General features: G+C 33.5%; 27 protein-coding genes and 1 pseudogene. 13 read left to right on the forward strand and 15 right to left on the reverse strand.

What is annotated here, in order from left to right; all coding sequences use genetic code 11:
- Window positions 1–94 precede the first annotated feature (94 nt).
- From ACEN2I_RS09445 to ACEN2I_RS09490, 10 genes are all read right to left on the reverse strand, one after another.
- Window positions 95–817, reverse strand: a complete 723-nt coding sequence (locus ACEN2I_RS09445; protein WP_441765854.1) for a universal stress protein — start codon at window positions 815–817, stop codon at window positions 95–97.
- A gap of 77 nt (window positions 818–894) precedes the next feature.
- Window positions 895–2298, reverse strand: a complete 1404-nt coding sequence (locus ACEN2I_RS09450; protein ID WP_441765855.1) for a HAMP domain-containing sensor histidine kinase — start codon at window positions 2296–2298, stop codon at window positions 895–897.
- Window position 2299: 1 nt separating this feature from the next.
- Window positions 2300–2974 (reverse strand): response regulator transcription factor, encoded by a 675-nt coding sequence (locus ACEN2I_RS09455; protein ID WP_441765856.1) that lies wholly within the window; start codon window positions 2972–2974, stop codon window positions 2300–2302.
- Between the two features lie 101 nt (window positions 2975–3075).
- On the reverse strand, window positions 3076–3669 hold the full coding sequence (locus tag ACEN2I_RS09460; RefSeq protein WP_441765857.1) for a 2OG-Fe(II) oxygenase: 594 nt from the start codon (window positions 3667–3669) through the stop codon (window positions 3076–3078).
- Window positions 3670–3807: 138 nt separating this feature from the next.
- Complete coding sequence (locus ACEN2I_RS09465; RefSeq protein ID WP_441765858.1) at window positions 3808–5271, reverse strand: AAA family ATPase; 1464 nt, start codon at window positions 5269–5271, stop codon at window positions 3808–3810.
- 160 nt (window positions 5272–5431) lie between these two features.
- On the reverse strand, window positions 5432–6550 hold the full coding sequence (locus ACEN2I_RS09470; protein WP_441765859.1) for a vWA domain-containing protein: 1119 nt from the start codon (window positions 6548–6550) through the stop codon (window positions 5432–5434).
- Between the two features lie 106 nt (window positions 6551–6656).
- A complete protein-coding gene (locus tag ACEN2I_RS09475) occupies window positions 6657–7037 on the reverse strand; it encodes a YchJ family protein (protein ID WP_441765860.1) in 381 nt (126 codons plus the stop codon).
- Complete coding sequence (locus ACEN2I_RS09480) at window positions 7027–7260, reverse strand: hypothetical protein (protein WP_441765861.1); 234 nt, start codon at window positions 7258–7260, stop codon at window positions 7027–7029. Before ACEN2I_RS09480 ends, ACEN2I_RS09475 begins: the two co-directional genes overlap by 11 nt.
- A 135-nt stretch (window positions 7261–7395) precedes the next feature.
- On the reverse strand, window positions 7396–7539 hold the full coding sequence (locus tag ACEN2I_RS09485) for a hypothetical protein (protein ID WP_441765862.1): 144 nt from the start codon (window positions 7537–7539) through the stop codon (window positions 7396–7398).
- A complete protein-coding gene (locus ACEN2I_RS09490) occupies window positions 7539–8081 on the reverse strand; it encodes a hypothetical protein (RefSeq protein ID WP_441765863.1) in 543 nt (180 codons plus the stop codon). Before ACEN2I_RS09490 ends, ACEN2I_RS09485 begins: the two co-directional genes overlap by 1 nt.
- Before the next feature lie 85 nt (window positions 8082–8166).
- Between ACEN2I_RS09490 and ACEN2I_RS09495 the strand changes: the two genes are divergently transcribed.
- From ACEN2I_RS09495 to ACEN2I_RS09510, 4 genes and pseudogenes are all read left to right on the forward strand, one after another.
- Entirely contained in the window at window positions 8167–8418 is a 252-nt protein-coding gene (locus ACEN2I_RS09495; protein ID WP_441765864.1) for a hypothetical protein, read from the forward strand.
- 490 nt (window positions 8419–8908) lie between these two features.
- Entirely contained in the window at window positions 8909–9349 is a 441-nt protein-coding gene (locus ACEN2I_RS09500) for a KTSC domain-containing protein (protein WP_441765865.1), read from the forward strand.
- 272 nt (window positions 9350–9621) lie between these two features.
- Window positions 9622–10383, forward strand: a complete 762-nt coding sequence (locus ACEN2I_RS09505; protein ID WP_441765866.1) for a DUF4369 domain-containing protein — start codon at window positions 9622–9624, stop codon at window positions 10381–10383.
- 18 nt (window positions 10384–10401) lie between these two features.
- A pseudogene (locus tag ACEN2I_RS09510) lies at window positions 10402–10788 on the forward strand (peroxiredoxin family protein); the annotation flags it as partial.
- A 64-nt stretch (window positions 10789–10852) separates the two neighbouring features.
- On the opposite strand, the gene ACEN2I_RS09515 reads toward ACEN2I_RS09510, so the two are convergent.
- Together ACEN2I_RS09515 and ACEN2I_RS09520 are read right to left on the reverse strand one after the other, a co-directional pair.
- On the reverse strand, window positions 10853–11893 hold the full coding sequence (locus tag ACEN2I_RS09515; protein ID WP_441765867.1) for a PLP-dependent cysteine synthase family protein: 1041 nt from the start codon (window positions 11891–11893) through the stop codon (window positions 10853–10855).
- Between the two features lie 70 nt (window positions 11894–11963).
- On the reverse strand, window positions 11964–14099 hold the full coding sequence (locus ACEN2I_RS09520; RefSeq protein WP_441765868.1) for a S9 family peptidase: 2136 nt from the start codon (window positions 14097–14099) through the stop codon (window positions 11964–11966).
- 67 nt (window positions 14100–14166) lie between these two features.
- On the opposite strand from ACEN2I_RS09520, the gene ACEN2I_RS09525 reads away from it, so the two are divergent.
- Window positions 14167–14487 carry a YbaB/EbfC family nucleoid-associated protein gene (locus ACEN2I_RS09525; protein ID WP_441765869.1) on the forward strand — a complete coding sequence of 107 codons (321 nt, stop codon included), beginning with the start codon at window positions 14167–14169 and terminating at the stop codon, window positions 14485–14487.
- 76 nt (window positions 14488–14563) lie between these two features.
- Here ACEN2I_RS09525 and ACEN2I_RS09530 read toward each other — a convergent pair whose 3' ends face one another.
- Window positions 14564–15583, reverse strand: a complete 1020-nt coding sequence (locus ACEN2I_RS09530) for a threonine aldolase family protein (protein ID WP_441765870.1) — start codon at window positions 15581–15583, stop codon at window positions 14564–14566.
- Between the two features lie 150 nt (window positions 15584–15733).
- On the opposite strand from ACEN2I_RS09530, the gene prfB reads away from it, so the two are divergent.
- The 8 genes from prfB to hemN all read left to right on the forward strand — a co-directional run bounded on the left by prfB (window position 15734) and on the right by hemN (window position 23718).
- Window positions 15734–16832 (forward strand): peptide chain release factor 2 gene (gene prfB / locus ACEN2I_RS09535; protein ID WP_441765871.1). Its coding sequence is split into 2 segments (ribosomal slippage): window positions 15734–15796 and window positions 15798–16832, totalling 1098 coding nucleotides; the frame shifts between segments, so codons are not numbered across the junction.
- Window positions 16833–16893: 61 nt separating this feature from the next.
- Window positions 16894–17340 (forward strand): peptide-methionine (R)-S-oxide reductase MsrB, encoded by a 447-nt coding sequence (msrB, locus tag ACEN2I_RS09540; protein ID WP_441765872.1) that lies wholly within the window; start codon window positions 16894–16896, stop codon window positions 17338–17340.
- Window positions 17341–17916: 576 nt separating this feature from the next.
- Window positions 17917–18915, forward strand: a complete 999-nt coding sequence (gene lpxD / locus ACEN2I_RS09545; RefSeq protein WP_441765873.1) for a UDP-3-O-(3-hydroxymyristoyl)glucosamine N-acyltransferase — start codon at window positions 17917–17919, stop codon at window positions 18913–18915.
- A 132-nt stretch (window positions 18916–19047) separates the two neighbouring features.
- Window positions 19048–20676 carry an acyl-CoA carboxylase subunit beta gene (locus ACEN2I_RS09550; protein ID WP_441765874.1) on the forward strand — a complete coding sequence of 543 codons (1629 nt, stop codon included), beginning with the start codon at window positions 19048–19050 and terminating at the stop codon, window positions 20674–20676.
- A 112-nt stretch (window positions 20677–20788) separates the two neighbouring features.
- Window positions 20789–21211: a DoxX family protein gene (locus ACEN2I_RS09555; protein ID WP_441765875.1), complete on the forward strand. Its 423-nt coding sequence runs from the start codon at window positions 20789–20791 to the stop codon at window positions 21209–21211.
- 101 nt (window positions 21212–21312) lie between these two features.
- Window positions 21313–21654 carry a hypothetical protein gene (locus ACEN2I_RS09560; RefSeq protein WP_441765876.1) on the forward strand — a complete coding sequence of 114 codons (342 nt, stop codon included), beginning with the start codon at window positions 21313–21315 and terminating at the stop codon, window positions 21652–21654.
- A gap of 103 nt (window positions 21655–21757) precedes the next feature.
- Window positions 21758–22228, forward strand: a complete 471-nt coding sequence (locus ACEN2I_RS09565) for a hypothetical protein (protein ID WP_441765877.1) — start codon at window positions 21758–21760, stop codon at window positions 22226–22228.
- Between the two features lie 125 nt (window positions 22229–22353).
- Entirely contained in the window at window positions 22354–23718 is a 1365-nt protein-coding gene (gene hemN, locus ACEN2I_RS09570; RefSeq protein ID WP_441765878.1) for an oxygen-independent coproporphyrinogen III oxidase, read from the forward strand.
- 111 nt (window positions 23719–23829) lie between these two features.
- Here hemN and ACEN2I_RS09575 read toward each other — a convergent pair whose 3' ends face one another.
- Both ACEN2I_RS09575 and ACEN2I_RS09580 read right to left on the reverse strand, forming a co-directional pair.
- Window positions 23830–24531: a sulfite exporter TauE/SafE family protein gene (locus tag ACEN2I_RS09575; RefSeq protein WP_441765879.1), complete on the reverse strand. Its 702-nt coding sequence runs from the start codon at window positions 24529–24531 to the stop codon at window positions 23830–23832.
- Window positions 24532–24675: 144 nt separating this feature from the next.
- Window positions 24676–25125 (reverse strand): FixH family protein, encoded by a 450-nt coding sequence (locus ACEN2I_RS09580; RefSeq protein WP_441765880.1) that lies wholly within the window; start codon window positions 25123–25125, stop codon window positions 24676–24678.
- Window positions 25126–25132: the final 7 nt, after the last annotated feature.

Genomic DNA, 25132 nt, shown 5'->3' on the forward strand with positions numbered 1-25132 from the left:
ACAGTAGCTCAAAAATGCTTAGTTAAGTTAACTCAATTGTAACCATTTATAAAATAACAATCAGCACTAATTAAAGACTATGAACTAAGAACTACTAAGCAAGCTCTTCGTATAATGAAAGTACCGGAAGCCCCATTCTGTCATTTACATTTTCTTTTTTACTTTTTTTGAATTTAATTTTTTCGCCTTTACGGGTTTCAACTAATAAATCGATATTGTACTTTGAAATCGCTTCAGACAAATAAGGAGCAAATTGCTCGTAATCATCATCAAAATGAGCTGTTTGGCTTACAATTTCAAATGAAAAATTAGCACTTAAAAATTGCTGAACATCTTTAACATGTATATTGGCACTGGCATTTTCTATATAAAGCGCTTTATTAAAATCACCTTCATTTAATTCGGTACCTAAATGTAAAATTGGACATTTTTGGTTTCCGGCAAGTTTTACCAAATACTGATGAATACGTTTTGTTTCTTGCTTATAAGAATGAGTCAGCACAACTAATTTTACATCAAAAGCATCAATAATACCTTTAAAAACAGAAACAGAAAGTCCGTATTGATTGTGAACTTTTAATTTACAATTAGCTGTGTGTTCAATAATATATCGGCAAGTTTCAAGAACTTCTTTCTGGCTTTTAGTAAGCTCTGTTCTCATCTCACGTAAAAATTGTGCAGAAGAAAAAGAATCCGGAGTATCAGAAACCATCATTAAAATTATCTCGCAATTGGTGTTTTTTGCCTGATTAATTGCCGATTTTACAGCACTAATGGTATCAATTTCAAAAGTAGTGGGTATAAGGAAATTTTTCATATGTATAATTGTTTCGTTTATACATACAAAATAACATTCTGTAAATTAGAGAAGGCTTAATGTAAGATTAGAATTTACTAAGATTCAACATTAGAATTTTTAATATTGCCTTTTTTGGAATTTTCTTTCTTAAATACAATAGTTACAATTGTCCCTTTGTTTTGCTCCGATTGCACTTGTATTTCACCGTCATGCATTCGGATAATTTTAGAAGCCAACGGAAGTCCTAAACCATATCCAATATATTTGGCTGCAATTTTGCCTCTGAAGAAAGGTTCATAAAGATGCGGAATATCTTCTGGCGGAATACCAATTCCAATATCATTAATTGATATTTTTATCCATTCATCATTGGCAGAGAGTGTTACAAAAACCTCATTATTATCAGAGTACTTTACTCCGTTTGTTATAATATTATTTATCGCTAATTCTAATAATGGTTTATTACACGGAATCAACAAGAGGTTAGAATCTGCGGGTGCAAAATTAAGTTTGACAGTTACCCGGTTATCTGGATAAATTTTATCCAGATCTGATTTTACATCTAATAATAATTCATCTATTCTGGCAATATCCTGTACTTGTTTTTTACCATCGTAACCTGTTTGAGTTAATTTTAATAAGCTTTCTGTTAGATTTCCTAATTTTGAAGCCTGACTGTAAATATTTCCTAAGGATTCAATATATTCCGGAACGGCTCTTTCTTTTAAAAGCATAATTTCAGACTCGGCAATAATAGTTGTAATTGGGGTTTTTAATTCGTGGGAGGCATTATTGATAAAGTTAGCCTGAATTTCAAATGAAGTTTCCAAACGATCTAACATATCATTAAAAGTGTATGTAAGATCTGAAATTTCGTCTGAGTTTTTAACTTCAGGTAATCTGTTATGAAGATTTGAAGCACTAATTCTGTTTACCTCTTTAGTAATTCTCGCTACCGGATTGATAACTTTTTTTGCTAATATTCTGCCAAAAAGGAAAGCCAGAATTACAAAACCTATACCTCCAAAAATTAATATTTTAGCAATATAAATTGTTGTTGTTTTTCCTCTACGATCTCTTGCACCCACAATTACAATATATTTTTGGCTGTCTTCTGTAAAAACCTGACCCAAGTAATACTTGCTGTTGATTTCGAAATAATCTTTTCCGGTACTTAAAATATTGGTATAAAACGCATTTGGTAAATTTAGCTTTGTATTATAATCAAAGCTATTGGCGCTGTTTATTTTTAGGACATATTCTTCCTCTTCGATAAGTTCTTCCAGCCCATTTTTTTTAAGGTCACTATAATATTTACTTTTTTCAGGATCGTTTTGAAAATGAATAGAAGCTACAATTTTTGCCCTGTCTTCTAATCTTTTCAGAAAATGATACCTGTTATTCTCCCGAAACAAAACAAAAACAATAACACACAGTAGTAACGTACTAAAGGTAGAAAGGGCTACATAAGTAAAAGTAATTTTTTTTCTTATATCCATTTTATAGCTGTATAACGTAACCTAACCCTTTCATGGTATGAATCAGTTTGGTCTTGAAAGGTTTATCAATTTTTTTTCTTAAATAATTGATATAAACATCCACAACATTGGTATTCATATCAAAATTAATGTCCCAGACATTATCTAAAATCTGATCTCTTGAAACAATTCTACCTGTGTTTTTGGCTAAATAATATAATAATTTGAATTCTTTGGCAGTTAAAATAATTGATTCTCCTCCACGCTTGACCGTTTTCGCCTGACAGTTTATTTCTAAATCACCAATTATTATGGTATCAACTTTCTCTGTTTCCTGATTTGCTCTGCGGTTTAATGCATGTACCCTTGCATCAAGTTCTCCGAATTTAAAAGGCTTAACCAAATAATCATCTGCACCGGCATTAAGACCTGTAACAATATTTTCTGAAGTTCCGAGAGCCGTTAAAAGTAAAATGGGAACAAAATTCTTGTCTGCCCGTAATCTTCTGCAAATTTCTATTCCGTTAATATCGGGCAACATTACATCCAGAATTACCACATCAAAAGTGTAATTATGAATCATTTCCAAAGCTGTTTTTCCATCCAGGGCCACGCTGACATCATTGTTATTTTCAGCGAATCCTTTGCGCAAAATAGAAAGCAGATTTGGTTCGTCTTCGACTATGAGTAATTTCATTGCGTAAATGTATAATTAACAAAAATAAGAATTGAAATGCAAATACAAATACAAAAACCTATATTATGATTTTATTGTGAAGAAAAAAACAATCTCACTCTTTAATCACTTTTCAACCAGCCTGTAATACTCATCCTGGTATTTTGGGTTACCAAAACTTCATGAACCAATTCGTTACTTTTAAAGAAAACAGTTTTTCCCTGTGTTGGGGAAATCTTTTGATTGTTATTTTCCTGATGAATCATTAATTCTCCACCGTCACTTTCCTGCCAATTGCTATTAAGATAACTGATCATAGAATATTTCCTACTTGGATTATTTTTAAACTGATCTAAATGTTTCAAATAAAAATCTCCCGTTTCATATAACGAATAGTGAAACTCATAACCTGTAATTCCGGTATAACAGCTTTCATTTAAGTAAAAAATAAAAGCATCTATCTGAGCAAAAAACTCATCTTCAAAAACATTGTTATGCTTTTTGTCTAACCAATATATAGAGTCGCTCCTGATGGCACCATCGTAAGAAATCTTTTCCGAATTACCAACTCCAGCAGCAATCAATAAGCTTTTCTGATTTAAATCGAGTAAATTTTGCTTTAGATGATTTGCTAATTCTGGACTTAAAAAACACTCCGATATTCCAACTTTGTTTTCAATATAACTTGTAATCAAATCTTCGAAACCATTTTCCATTTATTGTTTGGGAAAACTGCAAATACAGCCAACGGAGCAAGATAGACGAAATAAAACTGGTAATAGCTTTATTTTCAAAAAATAAAAACCCAACAGGTTTTAAAAACTTGTCGGGTTTTTACATCTAATCTCTTATATTTATAATTTACTAATATAACTTCCGTACATATCTTTAAACTGATGTCCTTGTGCAAAACGATCTTTGCTTAATTTTTTATATTCTACCAACGCCCATAAAATAAATTCTTTCATGAAATACTGGTCTTTTTTATCTAATTGCGGCTGGTGTTTTTTTAGCAAAACATCTAAAGGAGTCACTTCGTCTAAAATAGTTTGATATTCAGCATCAGAAGCTTCGTCTAACAATTCGAAACCACTTTCGGCAAAAAACCATTCAATTAAATCTGAATAAGGCGTTTTTTCATTCGGTTTCTCTAATTTTTCTATTTTTGGAAAATATTCTGAAAATAAAGTTTTAATAGCAGAACCAATTAAATTTTGTGCCACGGCAGCTGCTCCCTCCTGCTCTCCTTCATATACCAATTCCACCTTTCCGGTAATCGCCGGAATGATTCCGATAAAATCAGACAAACGCAAAACAGTTTTGTCATTTCCGGCTTTTAAGGCACGACGCTCAGCGGTACTTATTAAATTCTCAAAAGCCGTAATACTCATTCTGGCACTCACACCGCTTTTATTATCGATGTATTCACTTTCACGAGCTTCAAAGCTTATTTGCTCCAAAATATCTTTTGCCAGACTTGGTACATACACAACATCACTTTGTGTCTGGTCTAATTTGGCCTCCTGCTCTGTAATGGTTCTCGCAATGGCAACACTTTCCGGATAATGCGTCAGGATTTGAGAACCAATTCTGTCTTTCAAAGGTGTTACAATACTTCCTCTATTGGTATAATCTTCCGGATTAGCTGTAAAAATAAACTGCATATCAAGAGGCATTCGTAACTTAAAACCTCTAATCTGAATGTCGCCTTCCTGCAAAATATTAAATAAAGCTACCTGAATTCTGGCTTGTAAATCGGGTAATTCGTTGATTACAAAAATGCAGCGATTCGCTCTCGGAATCATACCAAAATGTATCACTCGATCATCGGCATACGATAATTTTAAATTGGCCGCTTTTATTGGGTCAACATCTCCAATTAAATCGGCGACGGTAACATCCGGTGTAGCTAATTTTTCAAAGAAACGTTCGCTTCTGTGCAGCCATGAAATTGGAGTATCTTCTCCTTTTTCATCAATTAAATCTTTTGCAAAACGCGAAATTGGATTTAGCGGATCGTCATTAATTTCAGAACCTGTTACAAACGGAATATATTCATCTAATAATTCAATCATTTTACGCGCCAATCTGGTTTTTGCCTGGCCACGAAGCCCTAATAAATTAATATTATGACGGGATAAAATAGCACGTTCTAATTCTGGAATTACGGTATTTTCGAAACCATGAACCCCTTCAAAAACAGGCTGTCCGGATTTTATTTTCTCACGAAGATTATTTCTTAATTCATCTTTGATACCTATACTTTTATATCCTGAGGTTTTTAATTCACCTAATGTATTTACATTTTCTATTTTCATGTTATTTATTTAAAAACTGAATGATTGAAAGATTTAAAATTCAATTTATTTGTGTTATATTTTTATTCGGGAACCATTTCAATTTATAAGCGCTTCGACTTCGCTCAGCTTGTCAACTTAAAATCTTTGAACCTTTGTTAATCTGAATCTTTGCCCCTATTTAACGCACTCTCTTCTTCCTGTTCGTTTCATAATCTTCAAAAATCATTTCTCCTAAACCTTTTAGTCCCGTGTAAAATGCTTTTCCCTGATTGGCTTCGGTAAAATGATTCACAAAGCGCTGTAAATACGGATCGTTTGCAATCATAAAAGTTGTAATGGGAATGTGCAATTTTCTGGCTTGCTGAGCCTGTGTGTAGCATTTATCTACAATATATTCGTCCAGACCGTTACTGTTCATATAATACGAACCATCACGCTCGCGTACGCAGCTGGGTTTTCCATCAGTAATCATGAAAATTTGCTTGTTGGTATTACGCTTTCTGCGTAAAATATCCATAGCCAATTGCAACCCCGCTACCGTATTGGTATGATAAGGTCCAACTTGTAAATACGGTAAATCTTTAATTGGAATTGTCCAGGCATCGTTTCCAAAAACCAAAATATCTAAAGTGTCTTTTGGATAGCGAGTTGTGATTAATTCAGCCAGAGCCATGGCTACTTTTTTAGCCGGCGTGATTCGGTCTTCGCCATACAAAATCATACTGTGACTGATGTCGATCATCAAAACCGTACTCATTTGTGCTTTGAATTGGGTTTCTTCGACAACCAAATCATTTTCGGTCAGCATAAAGCTTTCAACTCCATTATTAATTTGGGCATTTCGAAGACTTTCTGTCAGCGAAATGCGTTCTAAGCCATCGCCAAAATTAAATTCACGAAATTCTCCGGTATGTTCATCGCCATTTCCTGCATGTTTGGTTTTGTGATTTCCGTTTCCGGAGCGTTTCAAATTTCCGAAGATCTGATCTAAGGCTTGTTGCCTAATCGCACGTTCTGTTTTGGCCGTAATACCAAAACCAGCTGTACCGTCAGGTTTGGCTTCGTCCTTTATATAGCCTTTCTTTTTTAAATCTTCGATAAAATCATCGATTGTGTAGTTTTTATCGGTTAGTTTGTATTCCTTATCCAACTCCCGAAGCCAGTCTATAGCTTCATCAAAATCGCCCGAAGTATGGGTGATCAGCTCTTTGAAAATGCCCAAAAGTTTTTCAAACGGAGACTGAAACGGTGCTTCGTAAGTCTTAAAATAAAAACCTTTTTTAAATTCTTTTTTCATAGTTCTAAAATTAATCTTTTTTAGAACTATGAAAAAAGAAACTGTTATTAATTTTTAGTTAAAGTATTCATCAAAAACAAATAGAAATTAGCTATTATTTTAGGAATTATTCAAACTTTCCATCAAAATAAAACCAGCTGTCATTTTCGAATTTAAATGTCGAACACTCATAATGTATTTGAGATTTTTCATTACTATCCAAAAAATAAGCTTTGAACTCTACTGTATTTTCAGTAAAACTTAAAATTTCCAGTTTTTGCCATTTGTTATTCGTTGCCCATTTCAAAATCTCAGCTTTTGAATAATATTGCCTTTCTGAAACATAGGTAGTTTCGAGAAGATATTCAGCATTATGCGTTGCATAAGCAGAATATCTAGAGCGCATTAAAGTTAATGCCGTTGGTACATTTTGATTCTTTTCAAGATACAATCCGCAACAGTCAGCAAATAACAAACCTGTGTCACAAAAACATTTTTTACTCTCCATCAACCTGCTCTTCGCCATTGAGTTTTACATGCAATTGATTCAATAAAACCTGATACCTGCTTATTTCTCTAAGTTCTTCATCTTCTTCTGCAAAATCAAGCATTTCATCTAATACATCACTTACGTCAAGCAATTTATTATTAGCCTCTCTGTTATTTTCAGCAGCAATCAAATCAATTATTTCCTGCACGCTCGCTTTTAAACTTTCAAATTTGGTATTCATCTTATTATGGGTGTTTTCGTTAATCAAAATTTGGGCGTGCCCCGCAAAAAAAGCGGGTCGCGTTTTCGGCTTTATCTCTCCATTTCATTACGAGGATACCGCCTCTACCGCTCACGCAAAAACAGAACTTTTTAGTTATTCCGGATCTTTTTGGTTAAACTTTTTAATAATTTCTTTTAACTTTTCCTTACGTGCAATTTCGGCCTGTTTTACTTTGTTTTGGGCTTTGTGCAATTTATCATTATGCTTCTTGATATTCCTTTCGTTGTTGCGTCCCATTATATTGCTCTTTTAATTTCGTCTAAAGTCTTCTCGGTATAAATCAATTCTTCTATGATTTGTTGCCGCAAATCAGCAATATCATCGTATTCAAAATGTTTTGCCCATGATGTCAGCTGTTGCAGGTTTCTGATTTGTTTGATACGTTTTGTAGTTTCAAAACTCGTTCTCAGAATTGCTTTGTTATCATACTCCGGATTATTTTTATGTTGATAAATTACCGTATTCTTATTATAATCAGCTTCGATATAATATAATTTTTCTTCTGCATTATCCGGGTAAAATTCATTCCAGAAAGCAAACCCTGTTTTAGTTTTAGAAGCGGTTTCGGGCTCCATCGCAATCAATCTCCATTTGCTATTGGCTAATCTACCCCAATGATTCGAAACACGGTACATTCCGGCTTCGGTGTAATAATAGATACTTCCTGCTTTGCTTTCAAACTGAATTTTCAATCCTTTAATAGCTTCCGACAATACTTCATTAAAAACACAAAATGTATTTTTGAAGGAATTGGGATGTGGCTTAAAGTTTTTTTGCATGTGCAAATATACTGAGATTGTCACGAACTCCCTAAAACAAACCAAAATTGATTAACTTTGCAGCTTCAATTTAAAATAAAAAATTATGTCTAAGGATTCACAAGAAAAAATGCCTCAAAAAGGAGTTTATACCGGAATCATCGAAAAAGATGAAAACAACAATTATTTTTGTGGTGAATATCTTTTAGATTACAAAATCGCGCATTCGAACTTTACTATCGGAGATTGGGTTACAATTAAATCGGTTATCGAAAACCCAAGCGATATCAGTTATGATAAATATCCGAAGAAATCTAAAAACTTTGATAAAGCCAATCATAAACCGGAGAATAAATAAATTTTGTTTAAGGTTCTCTTTGTTTACTTAACCAGTTCGGCAAAAGATTCGTATCAGGTTGAAATGTGGACAAATTTAACCGAAATGCACGCAAAGTTTCAACTTCTATAGAGTACGTTCAAAAATACAAAGTTCGCAAAGCTGATTCAACACAAAGCTTTGCGAACTTTGCGGTTAAATTAATTTGTTCAAATCAGATAACTATCACAATAAATTAGTTTCTGACTGCAATCAAAACATCTTATAAAAACGAGTGCCTTAGCCCCGATAGAAGCGGAAATCCTTTTATGCCGGGGTTCGGCATAAAAGATTGGAACGAATAGCGGGAATCAGCTCCTTATTTTTCACATCATCTAATTTTTACTTATTTTTCGAATATTTTTTCGATCAAAAGTAAAAAGTTAAAAAAAAGTGTACCTTTGCAAAAAATTTGTCTTTTTGAACAATTAACATCAATTCAAACTAATAGACAACTAGTTACATTTTATTTATGAAAAAAATAGTTGAATACAGAAAATTACTAAACGTTGACAAAACTGTAGAATTAAAAGAATTAAAAACCATTTATCGCAATGCGATGAAAGAATCTCATCCTGATAAATTTCAGGGAGACGAAGCTGGTTTGAAAATTGCTGAAGAAAACAGTACAAAAATTATTGAGGCTTACCACTTTTTGGTAAGTATTAATCCTGAGACGATTAAAGCTAATTTACCTGAATATACTGAAACGATTTCGACTTGTTCAATTACAGATTACAAGTTTGTTGAAGGTCGTTTGATTATCGATTTTTCTAACGGAAGTGTTTACGAATATATCAGTGTCCCTAAAGCAACTTACGTAAAAATGGTAAATGCCGACTCTCCTGGAAGATTTGCAAAAAGACACATTCTAAACTCATTTACCTGGAGAAAGAAAACAAATCAGGAATAATAAAAATCCCTACAATATAATACTATTGAGAGGCATTCTGAACGACTTAGAATGCCTTTTTTTATGTCCAAAATGTTACAAATTGTTTAATTCCATTCTTAATAGTAAAACAATCATTAGTTTTTTCAACGATTTCAAACCTCTAAATACCTATACACAAAGGCTTTAAATGTAAAAAAACTATAACAAAATTTTAGGTAGTAAAATTGTCGATGTTTTATATTTTTAAATACTTTTGTTGCACAAATCAATTAACTAATTAATTTTTTATAATGAAAAAAATATTTTTTTTACTTACCGCTTCTGCAGCGATAATTTCTTGCAGTAAAGTTAAAGACGGGGAATTCCTTATCACCGGAACTGCAAAAGGAATTGAGAACGGAAAAACAATAATTCTTCAAGGGCAGGATCCAACAACAATGGCTGTTTTGGCACTTGATACTGTAAAAGTTGAAAATGGAAAATTTGAAATAAAAGGGAAAGTTACTGAACCAGCTTTTCATACTTTAATTGTTCAGGATTTACAAGGTCCGGTTCCATTTATCTTAGAAACTGGTGAAATTAAAATTGAAGTTGATAAAGACAGCATTCATAAATCTAAAATTTCAGGAACTTACAGTAATGATGAGTATGTAAAATTCAACGAGGATCTAACTAAAGTTCAAAAAAGTTTAATTGACTTTCAAAAAAACAATACACAAAAAATGCAACAAGCCCAACAAGCTAAAGATACAGCTGTTATCAATAGCTTGATGAAACAATACATGACTATTCAAACTGAGGTTCAGGCAGAATCTAAAAAGAAATACACAGCTTATGCTGAAACACATCCAAAATCTTTTATTTCAGTTTTAATCATTCAAAGTTTGGTTAATGACCCAACTGCTGATTTCAAAAAAACAGAATCTTTATACAACTCATTGGATGAGTCTTTAAAAAATACAAAACCAGGAAAGGCCGTTAAGGAAAAAATTGGTCAAATGAAAATGCCTGCAGTTGGTGCATCAGCACCTCCGGTTGGCAGCGCTAAATGAAGGTCAGATTTTTCTGCTCCTAACCCTGAAGGTAAAACAGTATCACTTAAAGAAAGTTTAGGAAAAGTAACAATTGTTGATTTTTGGGCTTCATGGTGTGGACCATGCAGAAAAGAAAATCCTAATGTTGTAGCAATTTATAAAGAACTGCACTCAAAAGGACTAAATATTATTGGTGTTTCTTTAGACAAGGAAGCATCAGCCTGGAAAGAAGCTATAACAAAAGACAATTTAAGCTGGACGCAAGTTTCAAACTTAAAATTCTGGGATGAGCCAATTGCAAAGCAATACAACGTTGAATCTATCCCTGCAACCTTTATACTTGATTCATCAGGAAAAATTGTTGCTCAGGATTTAAGAGGCCCTGAATTAAGAGCAAAAATCTTAGAACTTTTAGCAAAATAAATATACCAACAAAAAACTCCAGATTTTCATCTGGAGTTTTTTTATAACTTTAAGTACGTTTTAATTACTTTACAAATTCAATTTTTTGAACTTCCTCTTCATTAACGCTATCAAAGAATCCTTGTTCATTCATCCAGTCATCGCTAAATACTTTACTCATATAACGAGAGCCATGATCAGGAAAGATAGCAATTATATTACTGTCTTTAGTAAATTCTCCTTCTTCTGCGTATTGCTTGATTGCCTGCATTACAGCACCAGAAGTATAGCCAACAAATAAACCTTCTTTACGTGTAATCTCTCTGGCTGTATGAGCACTTTCCTCATCTGTTACTTTCATGAACTTATCGATGATATCGAAATCAGTTGCTGCCGGAATTAAATTTTTACCTAGCCCTTCAATACGATATGGATATATTTCTTTGCTATCAAATTCTCTTGTTTCATGATATTTTTTCAATACCGACCCAAAAGCATCAACCCCTAAGATTTTAATATTTGGATTTTGTTCTTTTAAGAATTTTGCAGTCCCTGAGATTGTTCCTCCAGTTCCGCTGCAAGCAACAAGGTGCGTGATTTGTCCTTTTGTCTGTTGCCAGATTTCAGGACCTGTAGTGTTATAATGAGCATCAATATTCAGTTGGTTAAAATATTGATTAATATAAACAGAACCTTTTGTTTCTTCGTGTAAACGTTTTGCAACGTTATAATAAGATCTTTCATCATCAGCAGAAACATGAGCAGGACAAACATAAACTTTTGCCCCCAGGCTTCTCAACATATCAATCTTATCTTTGGATGATTTTGAACTTACTGCCAATATACAATTATAGCCTTTTATAATGCTTACCATAGCTAAACTAAAACCTGTATTCCCGGATGTTGTTTCAATTATGGTATCACCTGGAGATAAAATTCCTTTTTTCTCGGCTTCTTCAATGATATATAATGCTATTCTATCTTTTGAAGAGTGTCCCGGATTAAAAGCTTCTACTTTTGCGTAAAAATTACCTTGTAATCCTTCAGTGACTTTATTTAGCTTAATAAGCGGGGTATTACCTATTAACTCTAAAACATTATTGTAAGCATTTATTTCTTCTTTCATAAAAAAATAGTTAATCTAAGGTATTTTTTAAAAACCCTGATAGGTTGCAAATTTAACAAAAAAAATCTAATTAGCTTTTAATTTTCTCTAAATCTAATAAAAAACTAAATTCCTTTGCTAAGTCTTTCAAAGCTTCAAAACGTCCTGAAGCACCGCCATGTCCAGCATCCATGTTAGTATCTAAAAACAAAAAATTATTATCTGTTTTCATATTTCTAAGCTTAGCTACCCATTTGGCGGGTTCCCAATATTGAACCTGCGAATCGTGCAAGCCAGTGGAAACATACATATTAGGATATTTTTGTGCTTTTACATTATCATAAGGTGAATATGATAACATATAATCATAATATTTCTTATTGTTAGGGTTTCCCCACTCGTCATACTCTCCTGTTGTCAACGGAATACTATCATCCAACATTGTCGTAATAACATCTACAAAAGGTACCTGAGCAATAACTCCTTTATACAATTCTGGTGCTTCATTTACGATTACTCCCATCAAAAGTCCTCCGGCAGAACCTCCTTCTGCATACAAATGTTGAGCAGAAGTATAGTTTTCGTTAATTACAAATTTAGAGCAATCAATGAAATCTGTAAAGGTATTTTTCTTTTTTAACAGTTTTCCATCTTCATACCATTGTCTCCCTAAGTCCTCACCTCCTCTAATATGGGCAATTGCATAGATAAAACCACGATCAAGCAAAGAGAGCCTTGTTGATGAAAAACACGTATCCATTGTAATTCCGTATGAACCATAAGCATAAAGCAAAAGAGGATTCTTACTATTTTTCTCCAGTCCTTTTCGATAAACCATCGAAACAGGTACTTTTTCTCCATCTCTGGCGGTTACCCAAATTCTTTCTTCGATGTAATTATTTTTATCAAACTTCCCTCCTAGAACCTCTTGTTCTTTTAAAACCTCTTTGGTTTTAGTTTTCATATTAAAATCAATAACAGACGATGGTGTTGCCAGCGACTGGTAGCCGTAACGCAAAACATCGGTATCAAAATCTATATTTGTTGTAGTGTATGCATTATAAGTTTCACTACCAAAAGGCAAATAATAATCCGGCTCGCCATTCCAGGGCATAATTCGGATATGACTTAAACCGTTAGAACGTTCTTCAACCACTAAGTAATTTTTGAAAATTTCAATATCTTCCAATAAAACATCTTCACGATGTGGTATAAGATCTTTCCAGAATTTTTTCTCAGTTCTGTTTTCAGGCGTTTTCATTAACTTAAAATTAGTTGCCTTATCTTTATTGGTCAAAATATAAAATGAGTCTTCATAATGCGAGATACTGTATTCTAAACCGCGGACACGAGTCTGAAAAACTTCAAATTCACCATCAGGATTATCTGAATTTAGAATTCTGTATTCAGTCGTTAAAGTACTTCCTGAACCAATAACAATATATTTTCTGGATTTTTCTTTACTTATCGAAAGATTAAAAGTGTCATCTGTCTCATTAAAAACCAAAACATCATTTATTGCATCTGTATTTAATTTATGTCTGAATACCTTATCTGATCGTAAAGTAACTTCATCCTGTCTGACATAAAAAATGGTGTTGCTGTCATTTGCCCAGACTGATGCTCCGGTAGCATTTTCGATTTTATCTGTCAGAATTTCGCCGGTCTCTAAATTTTTAATCTGAATGGTGTAAATTCTTCTTCCGACAATATCAACACCAAAACTGGCAAATTTGTTATCGGGACTAACACTTAAACCTCCTAATTTAAAGTATGCATGGTCTTTTGCCAATTCATTACAATTGAACATAATTTCTTCATCTGCAGCAAGACTTCCTTTTTTCCTCGAAAATATTGGGTAACCCTGCCCGGTTTCAAAACGAGTTATGTAATAGTAACCATTGTAAAAATATGGAACAGATGAATCATCTTCTTTAATTCTGCCTTTCATTTCTTCGTATAAAGATTCCTGAAGAGCTTTTGTATGCGCAGTCATACTTTCATAGTAAGCATTTTCCTGATTTAAGTAATCAATAACTTCCAAATTCTCTCTGTCATTAAGCCAAAAATAATTATCGATTCGGGTTTCTTTATGTTTTTTTAATGATTTTGGAATTATTTTGGCCTGTGGAGCCACTATATTGTTTTGCATTGACTGAGCGTTAATTTTTATATAAGGAGATGCAAAAATACTATAAACACAATAGAACAGAATTAATTTTTTCATAAAATATTGTATTGATATAATAAAGCAATATAGTAATTTTGTCTTAAATAATTTAAAAATCAATAAAATGGACTTAATGGGAATGATGGGTAAGCTTAAAGAAACCCAACAAAAAATTGAAGATACAAAAAAGCGTCTGGATACTGTTTTAATTGATGAACAAAGCGCTGACGGATTATTAAAAGTGACATTAACCGCTAACAGAAAAGTGAAATCAATCTCTATCGACAATTCTTTACTGGAAGATAAAGAACAACTGGAAGATTATTTAATTGTAACCCTAAATAAAGCTATAGAAAAAGCTACAAGCGTAAACGAACAAGAACTGGACGCGGTTGCCAAAATGGATATGCCGATGATCCCCGGAATGGATAATCTGTTTAAATAAAAAAGTTATTGGTAGAAGTTATTGGTTAAAAGTTTTGAATCTGTGTAAACTTTAATCAATAACTTTTAGCTTTTTTCTAAAACTTCTGAAGCGTGTCAATCACATAGGTATGCATCACTTCTTTATAATCTAAATGCGTTACAATCCGGAGTTTGTTATGTCCAAGCGAACTAATTAAAATATTTTTCTGTTTTAATTTTTCTATCAAAAGTTGATCGCTGTAGCCTTCAGCTAATGAAAAAATCAAAATATTGGTTTCTACGGGTTCAATTGCTGCAATCCATGATTTTGTGCTTAAAACTGCTGCAATGTCCTTCGCTCTGCGGTGATCTTCAGCTAATCTTTCGATGTTATGCGCCAATGCATATAACCCTGCTGCTGCCAAATAACCAACCTGACGCATTCCTCCACCCAGTATCTTCCTGATTCTTAACGCTCTGCGAATATCTTCTTTAGTTCCTAACAGTACAGAACCAATTGGAGCACCTAATCCTTTTGATAAACAAACCGAAATGGTGTCGAAAATTGCTCCAAATTCTTTTGGATTTTGTCTTTTTGCAACCAATGCATTCCAAATTCTGGCGCCATCCAAATGGAATTTCAAATTATTAGCTTCACAAACTTTTTTTATTTCTCTTAAATCTTCTAATTCATAACAGGCGCCACCACCTTTATTTGTCGTATTTTCTACACAAACCAAGCTCGTTAACGGACTATGATAAAACTCCGGATCATTTATTGCTGCGGCAACCTGAGCTGCATTTATCATTCCCCTGTCACCATCTAATAAACAGCATGAAACTCCACTGTTAAAAGAAACTCCGCCGCCTTCATAATGATAAACGTGTGCATATTTATCGGCAATTAATTGCTCTCCGGGCTGTGTATGCAATTTAATTGCGGTTTGATTCGCCATAGTTCCTGACGGAAAAAAAAGTCCAGCTTCCATACCAAAAAACTCTGCTACTCTGGTTTCTAATTCAATAACTGTGGGATCTTGCCTGTATACATCGTCGCCAACATGAGCGTTAAACATATATTGCAACATTTCGTAAGAAGGTTTGGTAATGGTATCACTAATTAAATTTATTTCCATATTCTAAAAACTATATCTTATTTTTGTACAACAAAATTACGTATTACTAATAGTTATTCGGGGAAAGTCTAATAATTTTTCAATTATGAATTACTTTAGAAACAAAATAACGTAATATTTATAAGAAACATATAAAACTACTATTAATTTATGACAACTACCGAACAAATAAAAGGTATTGTGGAGCGCCTTGGTGCGTTGAGGAGGTATCTTTGACGTTGATGCCAAACTAATCGAAATTACCAACGAAGAAGAAAAAACCTTCTCACCCGACTTTTGGAACAACGCAAAAGAAGCTGAAGTCATTGTCAAAAATCTTCGAAACAAGAAAAAATGGATCGAAGATTACAACAAAGCTATTGAACTTACAGATGAGCTACAACTGGCGCATGATTTTTATAAAGAAGGAGAACTTTCTGCAGAAGAATTAGACGAGCATTACAATACAACTCAGAATCATATTGAGAGTATTGAGTTCAAAAATATGCTTTCTGATGAAGGTGACAGTCTTAGCGCTGTAATTCAGATTACTGCCGGAGCCGGTGGAACCGAAAGCTGTGACTGGGCCGGAATGCTGATGCGTATGTACATGATGTGGGGCGAAAGTTATGGCTACAAAATAAAAGAACTGAACTTTCAGGAAGGTGATGTTGCCGGTATTAAAACCGTAACTTTAGAATTTGAAGGCGATTATTCTTTTGGCTATTTAAAAGGAGAAAACGGCGTACACAGATTAGTCCGAATTTCGCCTTTTGACAGCAATGCCAAACGTCATACTTCTTTTGCATCTGTTTATGTTTATCCGCTTGTTGATGACAGTATCGAAATTGACATTAACCCTGCTGATATCGAAATTACAACTTCACGCTCTAGTGGCGCAGGAGGACAAAACGTAAATAAGGTTGAAACGAAGGTACAATTGGTTCATAAACCAACCGGAATTCAGATTCAATGTTCTGAAACCCGATCTCAACAAGATAACAGACAGCGTGCTATGCAAATGTTACGTTCTCAGTTATACGAAATTGAATTGAAAAAGCAACAAGCTCAGCGTGCGGATATTGAAGCCGGGAAAATGAAAATTGAATGGGGTTCGCAAATACGCAATTATGTAATGCAGCCTTATAAATTGGTCAAAGATGTTCGAACAGGCTATGAAACCAGCGATGTTGATAGCGTTATGAACGGAAATATTGACCCTTTTTTGAAAGCCTTCTTGATGATGATGGGACAAAAAGAAGAGGAATAGTTATCCGTTTTCAGTTAACTGTGGCCAAAAACTCAAACTTGAAACTAAATATTTAAAGATTATGATAAAATGGGCAGATGTAATTCATTTTACAAATAAAGGAAATCCAACTCCTGAGAAAAGAGTTGAGAAAACAGAAGCAGAATGGAGACAACTTTTAACTGCTGAAGAATATCAGGTAACACGTTTAAAGGGTACTGAAAGATCTTTTAGTTCTGAACTTTGCAGTTTATTTGACCCCGGAATCTATGAATGTAAGTGTTGTGGCACTTTGCTTTTTGATGCAAGTGAAAAATTTGAATCAGGAACGGGTTGGCCATCATTTACACAACCAATTCAGGAAAATGCAATCGCATATAACGCTGATAAATCATACGGAATGATTCGTGTTGAAGTGGTCTGTAATGCCTGCGATGCACATTTGGGGCACGTATTCCCGGATGGTCCGGAACCAAGCGGTTTACGTTATTGCATCAATGCCATTTCTCTTTCTAAAGCAAAAATATAATTAAAATTTTTAGTTTAAAAAGCGATTCTTTTCAATTAAAAGAGAATCGCTTTTTTATCCCTATCAATACTTTTTCCCTGGTATTAATTCCACTCATAGATTTACCTTTTTAAAAATTTATCTTACCAAAATCCTTCTTAAAAACAAACAAGATAAAATTTAGCTTTTTTTTAGGTATACGGTTATTATTTAAATTCTTAGTCCCTGAAACAAATCAAAATCATTGGCTCTGCAATCTGTATAAAAAAAGCAAAAATATTTTTTATTGAAAAAACACAGTGGTTTCAAAAGCTACAATTGAATAAAAATTGGTTCAATAAAATTATAACAATGATAATCAATAGAATATACTCAATTGTTTATATTTAATAGTAAAATCTAATGAGATAAAACCAAATTTTTAAGATTGATAAAATTGCAAAACGATTAAAAATTTAATAGAAAAAATGTTAAAATTGTAATATTTAAGCTGTTATTTAAAATATTTTTAAAAAAACGTAAAAGTAATATTAGGTAATTAAAAAGGAATTGATTTTATTTGGCAAATAATAACCTATAAATCAATTAATTCATTAGATGAAATCCTATTCAATTCAAGAAATTAACGAAGTTATAAAAGGTGTAATTTATGGCACTACTTCCCAATGTATTACTGCTACAGAGCAATTAGAAAAAGCTACCACTTCTGAAATCTCATTTATAGGAAATAAAAAATATGAAAAATTATGGGAAGGATCAAAAGCCTCAATTGCAGTTGTTAATGAAGATATTTCAATTGAACCCGGAGAAAATCGCGCTTTTATTAAAGTGAAAAATGCCGATTTGGCGATGTCTCAAATTCTGGCACTTTTTGCTCCCCCTCCCCCTATTTTCCACAATAATATTCATAAAACAGCAACGATTGATGAAACTGCTGTTATTGGTGAAGGCGCAAGAATTGGAGCTGGCTGTTATATAGGTCCAAAAGTAGAAATCGGAGATAATGTTACAATCTATCCAAACGTAACCGTTTTAGATGAATGTACTATTGGAAAAAATACGATTATCTGGTCAGGAACAGTAATCCGTGAACGCTGTCATATTGGTAACGACTGTATTATCCATCCAAATGCAACAATTGGTGCAGATGGTTTTGGTTTCCGTCCATGCACTGAAAAAGGTTTGGTGAAAATTCCACAAATTGGAAATGTAATTATTGGAAACGGAGTTGAAATTGGAGCAAATTCATGTGTAGATCGTGGAAAATTTAGTTCTACTGTTCTTGGTGATGGGTGCAAAATTGATAATTTAGTTCAAATTGGGCATAATAGCAATTTAGGTAAATTTTGTATCATGGCCGGAAATAGTGGTTTAGCCGGTTCTGTAACTTTAGGAAATGGCGTTATTATTGGCGGAAGCGCTTCTATAAAAGATCATACTACAATTGGTGATGGTGCTATTGTTGGTGCCGGTTCTGGAGTTACCGGAGATGTTGCTGCCGGAAAAACCATGTTAGGATATCCTGCTGTTGAAGCTCGGGATGCTTTGAAACAATGGGCTATTTTAAAAAGAATGGTTTGCGATTCTAAAAAATAATTATAAAACTTGAAATATATAGGAAACAGAAGTTCGCTTCTGTTTTTTTGTTTTTGGAAATTTAAAAACCTTAAAAATTAACTTCTATTTTGTAAATTAGCCAACACTATTTTGTAAAAACATCAATTTCTCATGGATTTAAACTTCAATAAAAACGAAGATCACAATAAACTATTACTTTCCGAATTAAAACAAAAATTTGCCAAAATAAAATTGGGCGGAGGCGAAAAGCGCATTCAAAAATTACATGCTGAAGGCAAAATGACAGCCCGTGAACGTATTGATTATTTGTTGGATGAAGATTCTAAAAGTATAGAAATTGGCGGCTTCGTTGGAGAAGGTATGTATGCTGAACATGGTGGCTGTCCTTCTGGAGGAGTAGTAATCAAAATAGGATATATCAGAAGGAAACAGTGCATTGTTGTTGCTAATGATGCAACCGTTAAAGCCGGTGCCTGGTTTCCTATTACAGGAAAGAAAAATTTACGTGCGCAGGAAATTGCTATGGAAAACAGATTACCCATTATCTATTTAGTAGATAGTGCCGGTGTTTACTTACCGCTTCAGGACGAGATCTTCCCTGATAAAGAACATTTTGGACGAATCTTTAGAAATAATGCCCAAATGAGCAGTATGGGAATTACCCAAATTGCTGCCGTGATGGGAAGCTGCGTTGCCGGAGGTGCTTATCTTCCAATTATGAGCGATGAAGCATTAATTGTAGATAAAACTGGAAGTATCTTCCTTGCGGGAAGCTATCTTGTTAAAGCCGCTATTGGAGAAACCATTGATAATGAAACTTTAGGCGGAGCCACAACACATTGCGAAATCTCAGGTGTAACCGATTATAAAGCAAAAGACGATAAAGACGCTTTAGACAAAATAAAAAACATTGTAGATAAAATTGGTGATTACAATAAAACCGGATACAGCCGAATCAAAGCTGAAAAACCTGCTTTAGAACCTAAGGATATTTACGGAATCCTGCCAAAAGCCAGAAACGAGCAATATGACATGATGGAAATCATCAATCGATTGATTGACAATTCTAAATTTGAAGCTTATAAAGAGGGTTACGGACAAACCATAATTACCGGTTACGCCCGAATTGATGGCTGGGCCGTCGGAATTGTTGCCAACCAAAGAAAAGTGGTAAAAACCAAAAAAGGCGAAATGCAGTTTGGCGGGGTAATTTACTCGGACAGTGCGGATAAAGCGACCCGTTTTATTGCCAATTGTAATCAGAAAAAAATTCCATTGGTATTTATTCAAGACGTTACGGGTTTCATGGTGGGATCAAAATCTGAACATGGAGGAATTATAAAAGATGGTGCTAAAATGGTAAATGCTGTAAGCAATTCGGTTGTGCCAAAATTTACTGTTATTGTTGGAAATTCTTATGGAGCAGGAAATTATGCAATGTGTGGAAAAGCTTATGATCCAAGATTAATCTTCGCTTGGCCAAGTGCTGAACTTGCCGTTATGGGAGGAACTCAGGCTGCAAAAGTTTTGGCTCAAATTGAAGCTTCTTCGCTAAAAGCAAAAGGAGAAATTGTAGATGAAGAAAAAGAAGCAGAATTATTTAACAAAATAAAAGCACGTTACGATGAACAGACTTCTCCTTACTACGCTGCTTCAAGATTATGGACAGATGCTATTATTGATCCTTTGGACACACGTACCTGGATTTCTATGGGAATCGAAGCAGCCAACCATGCTCCGATTGAAAAACAATTTAATTTGGGTGTTATTCAGGTTTAGATTTAAGAATTCTCAGAACATTTTAAAGAAGTAAAAACTTATTTTTCAGCTACTTAAAATCATTATATCACTAATAATTAGTAACTTAGTATAATTTTAATTACGTAGTATCATGGAAAATGTAAAGAATTTAAATAAATGGGCAAATTCGCACACTTATTTACCAGTAGATTTAATACGCATTGTTTTGGGTGCTTTTTTGTTTATGAAAGGCATTTCATTTGTAACCAACGCTCAATATTTACATGATTTGATTTCTCCTGTTGATCAATATGGAGGAGGTATGTTTCTTTTACATTATATCGCTCCAGCCCACATGATTGGAGGTATAATGATTGCATTCGGGCTACTTACCCGTTGGGCGATTGCGGCTCAGTTACCCATATTATTTGGTGCCGTTCTTATAAATTTTATGGGGCGCATGCACTCAGAAAGTCTAATTTTAGCAATAGTAGTTTTATTACTTTGTATTTTTTTTCTGTTTTATGGAGGAGGAAAACATTCAGCAGACTATTATTTCAAAATGCAGCAATAACGTACCTTATCCTCACTGAATTAAATTTGAGGATAATTTTTTAAGAAGCAATTTGCTCTTTAAATTTCCGTTATTGTATTTTATGAACTAAATTCGCCACTGTGAATTGGATTCGTAAAACCGTTATTTTTGTATCACTTTTGATCATGGGATTTTTTGCTTCTCAGGCAAGCGAAATTGCTGTACAAAATATCGAAAGTCACAAAACAGACACCAATTTTTCTAAAGATTATGCAGATTCCTTAGCTTTTATTCAGCCACAATTCAATTATCAATTTGCTGCAAACATTAAAACAAGTCATACTGCTGTAATCAAATGGTTTGTATTAGCCGTTGCAACACATTATCAGGCAGTAAAATCAGCTTCAAATTTTACAAATCAATTTTTCATACAGAGCAAAAAGGTCTTATTGCTGCTCTATCCGTTCCATTTTTTCTGGTAAGTTAATACATGAAATTCTGATCAGAAGAATTCATTCTTCTAAAACAATAAACAGTTTCATCTGAACTGTTTATCATTTCATTTATTTATCTAATTAAAAAAACATGGAAACAATTGTAACCATAATTGGTATTGTGATTGCCATCATCGTCGCAATTCCAATCTATTATTCGGCCCGATCGAGCGCTGCAGACAAATCTAAAATTTTAACTATTAAAAAGAAATTCAATCCGACACATCCGGATGATTTCGATTTGACTGAATCTCAAAGCAACAAAACGCTTACTATAGATCAAAAACACAGAAAATTTATTTTAATGAATTTCAATCCGAATCAACAGGAATCAACGTTTTTAGATTTAAAAAGTGTATCATCCTGTAAATTGGTTTTGACTACCGATGGAAATTCAGACACGATTCTTAAAATTGATTTTGAATTTCAGGAAAAGGAAACTTCTAAAAAAGTTACAATACCATTCTATGATTTTGATGATGACCGCATCAAACAAATAAGCGCTTACCAGGATCATCTATTTGCAAAAAAATGGCTTAAAATCATCCAGGATTCTATTTAATTGTTAGTTATTTAATTCAGAAAAGAGGCTCATTCGTGAGTCTCTTTTTATTTGGGCCAATATGATATTTATCATTTTAATCTTTCTAATGACAAAGTAATTTTGGTATTCTAAAATGCTTTTTTATGGAAATTTCACTGACTCAAAAATACAATGTCCCCGGCCCTAGATACACCAGTTATCCAACGGTTCCTTATTGGAATGAAACCAATTTTACAACAGAAAAATGGACAGCATCATTTCAAAAAGCTTTTTCTGAAAGCAATTCACAACAGGGAATCAGTTTATACATTCATCTGCCTTTTTGCGAAAGCATATGCACTTTTTGCGGATGCAATAAACGAATTACAAAAAATCACGCCGTCGAAGAAACCTATATCAAAGCACTTTTGAAAGAATGGAGTTTGTACTGCAGACTCCTTCCTGAAAAACCAATTATAAAGGAAATTCATTTGGGCGGCGGAACTCCAACTTTTTTTTCTAAAAATAATTTAGAACAACTCATAAACGGAATTCTTTCTTTTGCTGTTAAAGCTGAAAAATATGAATTTAGTTTTGAAGGACATCCAAATAATACTACACACGATCAGCTTAAAAAACTATATGATCTGGGCTTTCGCCGTGTGAGTTTTGGTGTTCAGGATTATGCTGAAAAAGTGCAGAAAGCCATTCACAGAATTCAGCCCTTTCACAACGTGGCAAAAGTTACTTTTTGGGCTAAGGAAATTGGTTACACTTCTATTGGACACGATATTATTTTCGGATTGCCTTTTCAGACCATTGAAGATGTTGTAGATACTATCGAAAAAACCAATTCTCTCAAACCGGACCGACTCGCGTTTTACAGTTATGCGCATACACCCTGGATCAAAGGAAATGGTCAACGCGGATTCAACGAAGCCGACCTTCCAAAAGATGTCGAAAAAAGAAAATTATATGAAATTGGAAAAAAGTTGCTTTCCAAAAACGGCTATCAGGAAATCGGCATGGACCATTTTGCCTTAACATCAGACAGTTTATACAAAGCCACCCAAAATCAGGAGCTGCACCGTAATTTCATGGGTTACAGCGCATCCAAAACACAATTGATGATTGGTTTAGGTGTTTCTTCTATTAGTGACAGCTGGTATAGTTTTGCCCAAAATACTAAAAGTTTAGAAGATTATTATCAATTATTGGAATGGGATAAATTACCTGTTGTAAAAGGGCATATTTTAACCGATGAAGATTTGATTATCCGAAAACACATTTTGAATTTAACTTGTGAATTTGAGACTTCCTGGAATAATGAAGCTCTTTATTTTGAAGAATTACCTTTCGTTTTAATGGATCTAAAAGAAATGGAAAAGGATCAGTTAATTCTAATTGAAGAAAATAAAATCAGCATTACAGAAGCAGGAAAACCCTTTGTGCGCAACATTTGTATGGCTTTTGATTTGCATTTGAAAAGAAAATCACCGGAAACGAATTTGTTTTCGATGACGGTATAATATTTTTTTAGGCTGAGCTTATAAATAGCAAAATCAAGAACGTAACTTAATCATCCGATTTTCCTTCACAAATCGGATTTTTTTCACAAAAGTATTTAAATCTAAAATCTTTCAATGGCAATTAGGCGTATTCTGCACAAACAAACTCATATTAGAAGGAGAAACATAGGGAATACCCAAGCCTAAACCTCTTAAGATAAATAAAATCCCAATAATCACTGCAACATAAGGAATTGCCTTTTGAATTTTGTTTCGAAAAGGAAGTTTTATAAGGGAATGTATGTAAACGACAATTGTCATTAAAGGTAAAGTTCCTAATCCAAATAAAATCATGTATAGAACTCCAAAACTGGCACTCTGCATGGCAATAGCGCCAAATAAAGCGACATAAACCATTCCGCAAGGCAAAAAGCCATTTAATAATCCAATAGTAAAAAGTGATTTGTAACTGCGGTTTTTAAATTGATTTCCTAAACTTGATTTTATCTTTGAGATTATTTTGTAAACAGGTTTTGAAAAATTATATTTAGAAAATATTTTTTCCGGAATCAAAACTGCAATTATCATTGCGAAACCAATAAAAACAGACATTTTTTGCTGTAATCCTGCCAGAAAAAAACCTCTGCCTAATAACCCGAAAATGAATCCGATTGTGGCGTAGGCTGTTACTCTTCCTAAATGATACGTGATGATCTGAATTACTTTTTTAGCTTCATTTTGATGATCAACCGGAAGCATCATCGCAATGGGACCGCACATCCCAACGCAATGCAGACTGCTGATAAGTCCTAATATAAAAGCGGAATAGAGCATGATTTATTTTTTTAGCCACAGATTAATTTGATAATTTTGTCATTCCGTAGGAATCTTTAAAGTGTAAATCAACTGTGCGTTGAGATTCCTACAGAATGACAAAATTGTCTTTAAAACATTATTCATGAGTTTTCAATGGGTAAATCAATTTACATAAATAACCTCTTTGGTTAAATACTTTTTGCCTTCATATTGCCATTCCATATTGACATCCCAACGTCCTTTAATCATTTTTTTCTGTGGAATGACTAATGAAGAATTTACCAACGTAATCTTTGTATTAAAATCAAACTTTTTGTTTGATGGTCGATAAAGCAGCACATTTCCTTTGACTTTGTCATTTTCAAAAATGTTCGGAAAAGTAACTTTCACCCCTTCTTTACTGTAAGTTATTGATGGTTTTTGCTGCAGATCATGTGCATTTTGAACGCGTGCCATTTCTTCCTGAAAATGCGAATCGTGTTTGTAATATTCTTCTACAACCAAATCATTATCATATTTGCTGTTCGATTGCACTTCAAAAACAAAATATAAAATAAAGGTCATAAACAATGCAAATGCAATGACAATTCCGTTTCCCCAATTTATTTTCATGGTAGTA

The organism is Flavobacterium sp. W22_SRS_FK3 (assembly GCF_052113665.1).
Classification (GTDB): Bacteria; Bacteroidota; Bacteroidia; order Flavobacteriales; family Flavobacteriaceae; genus Flavobacterium.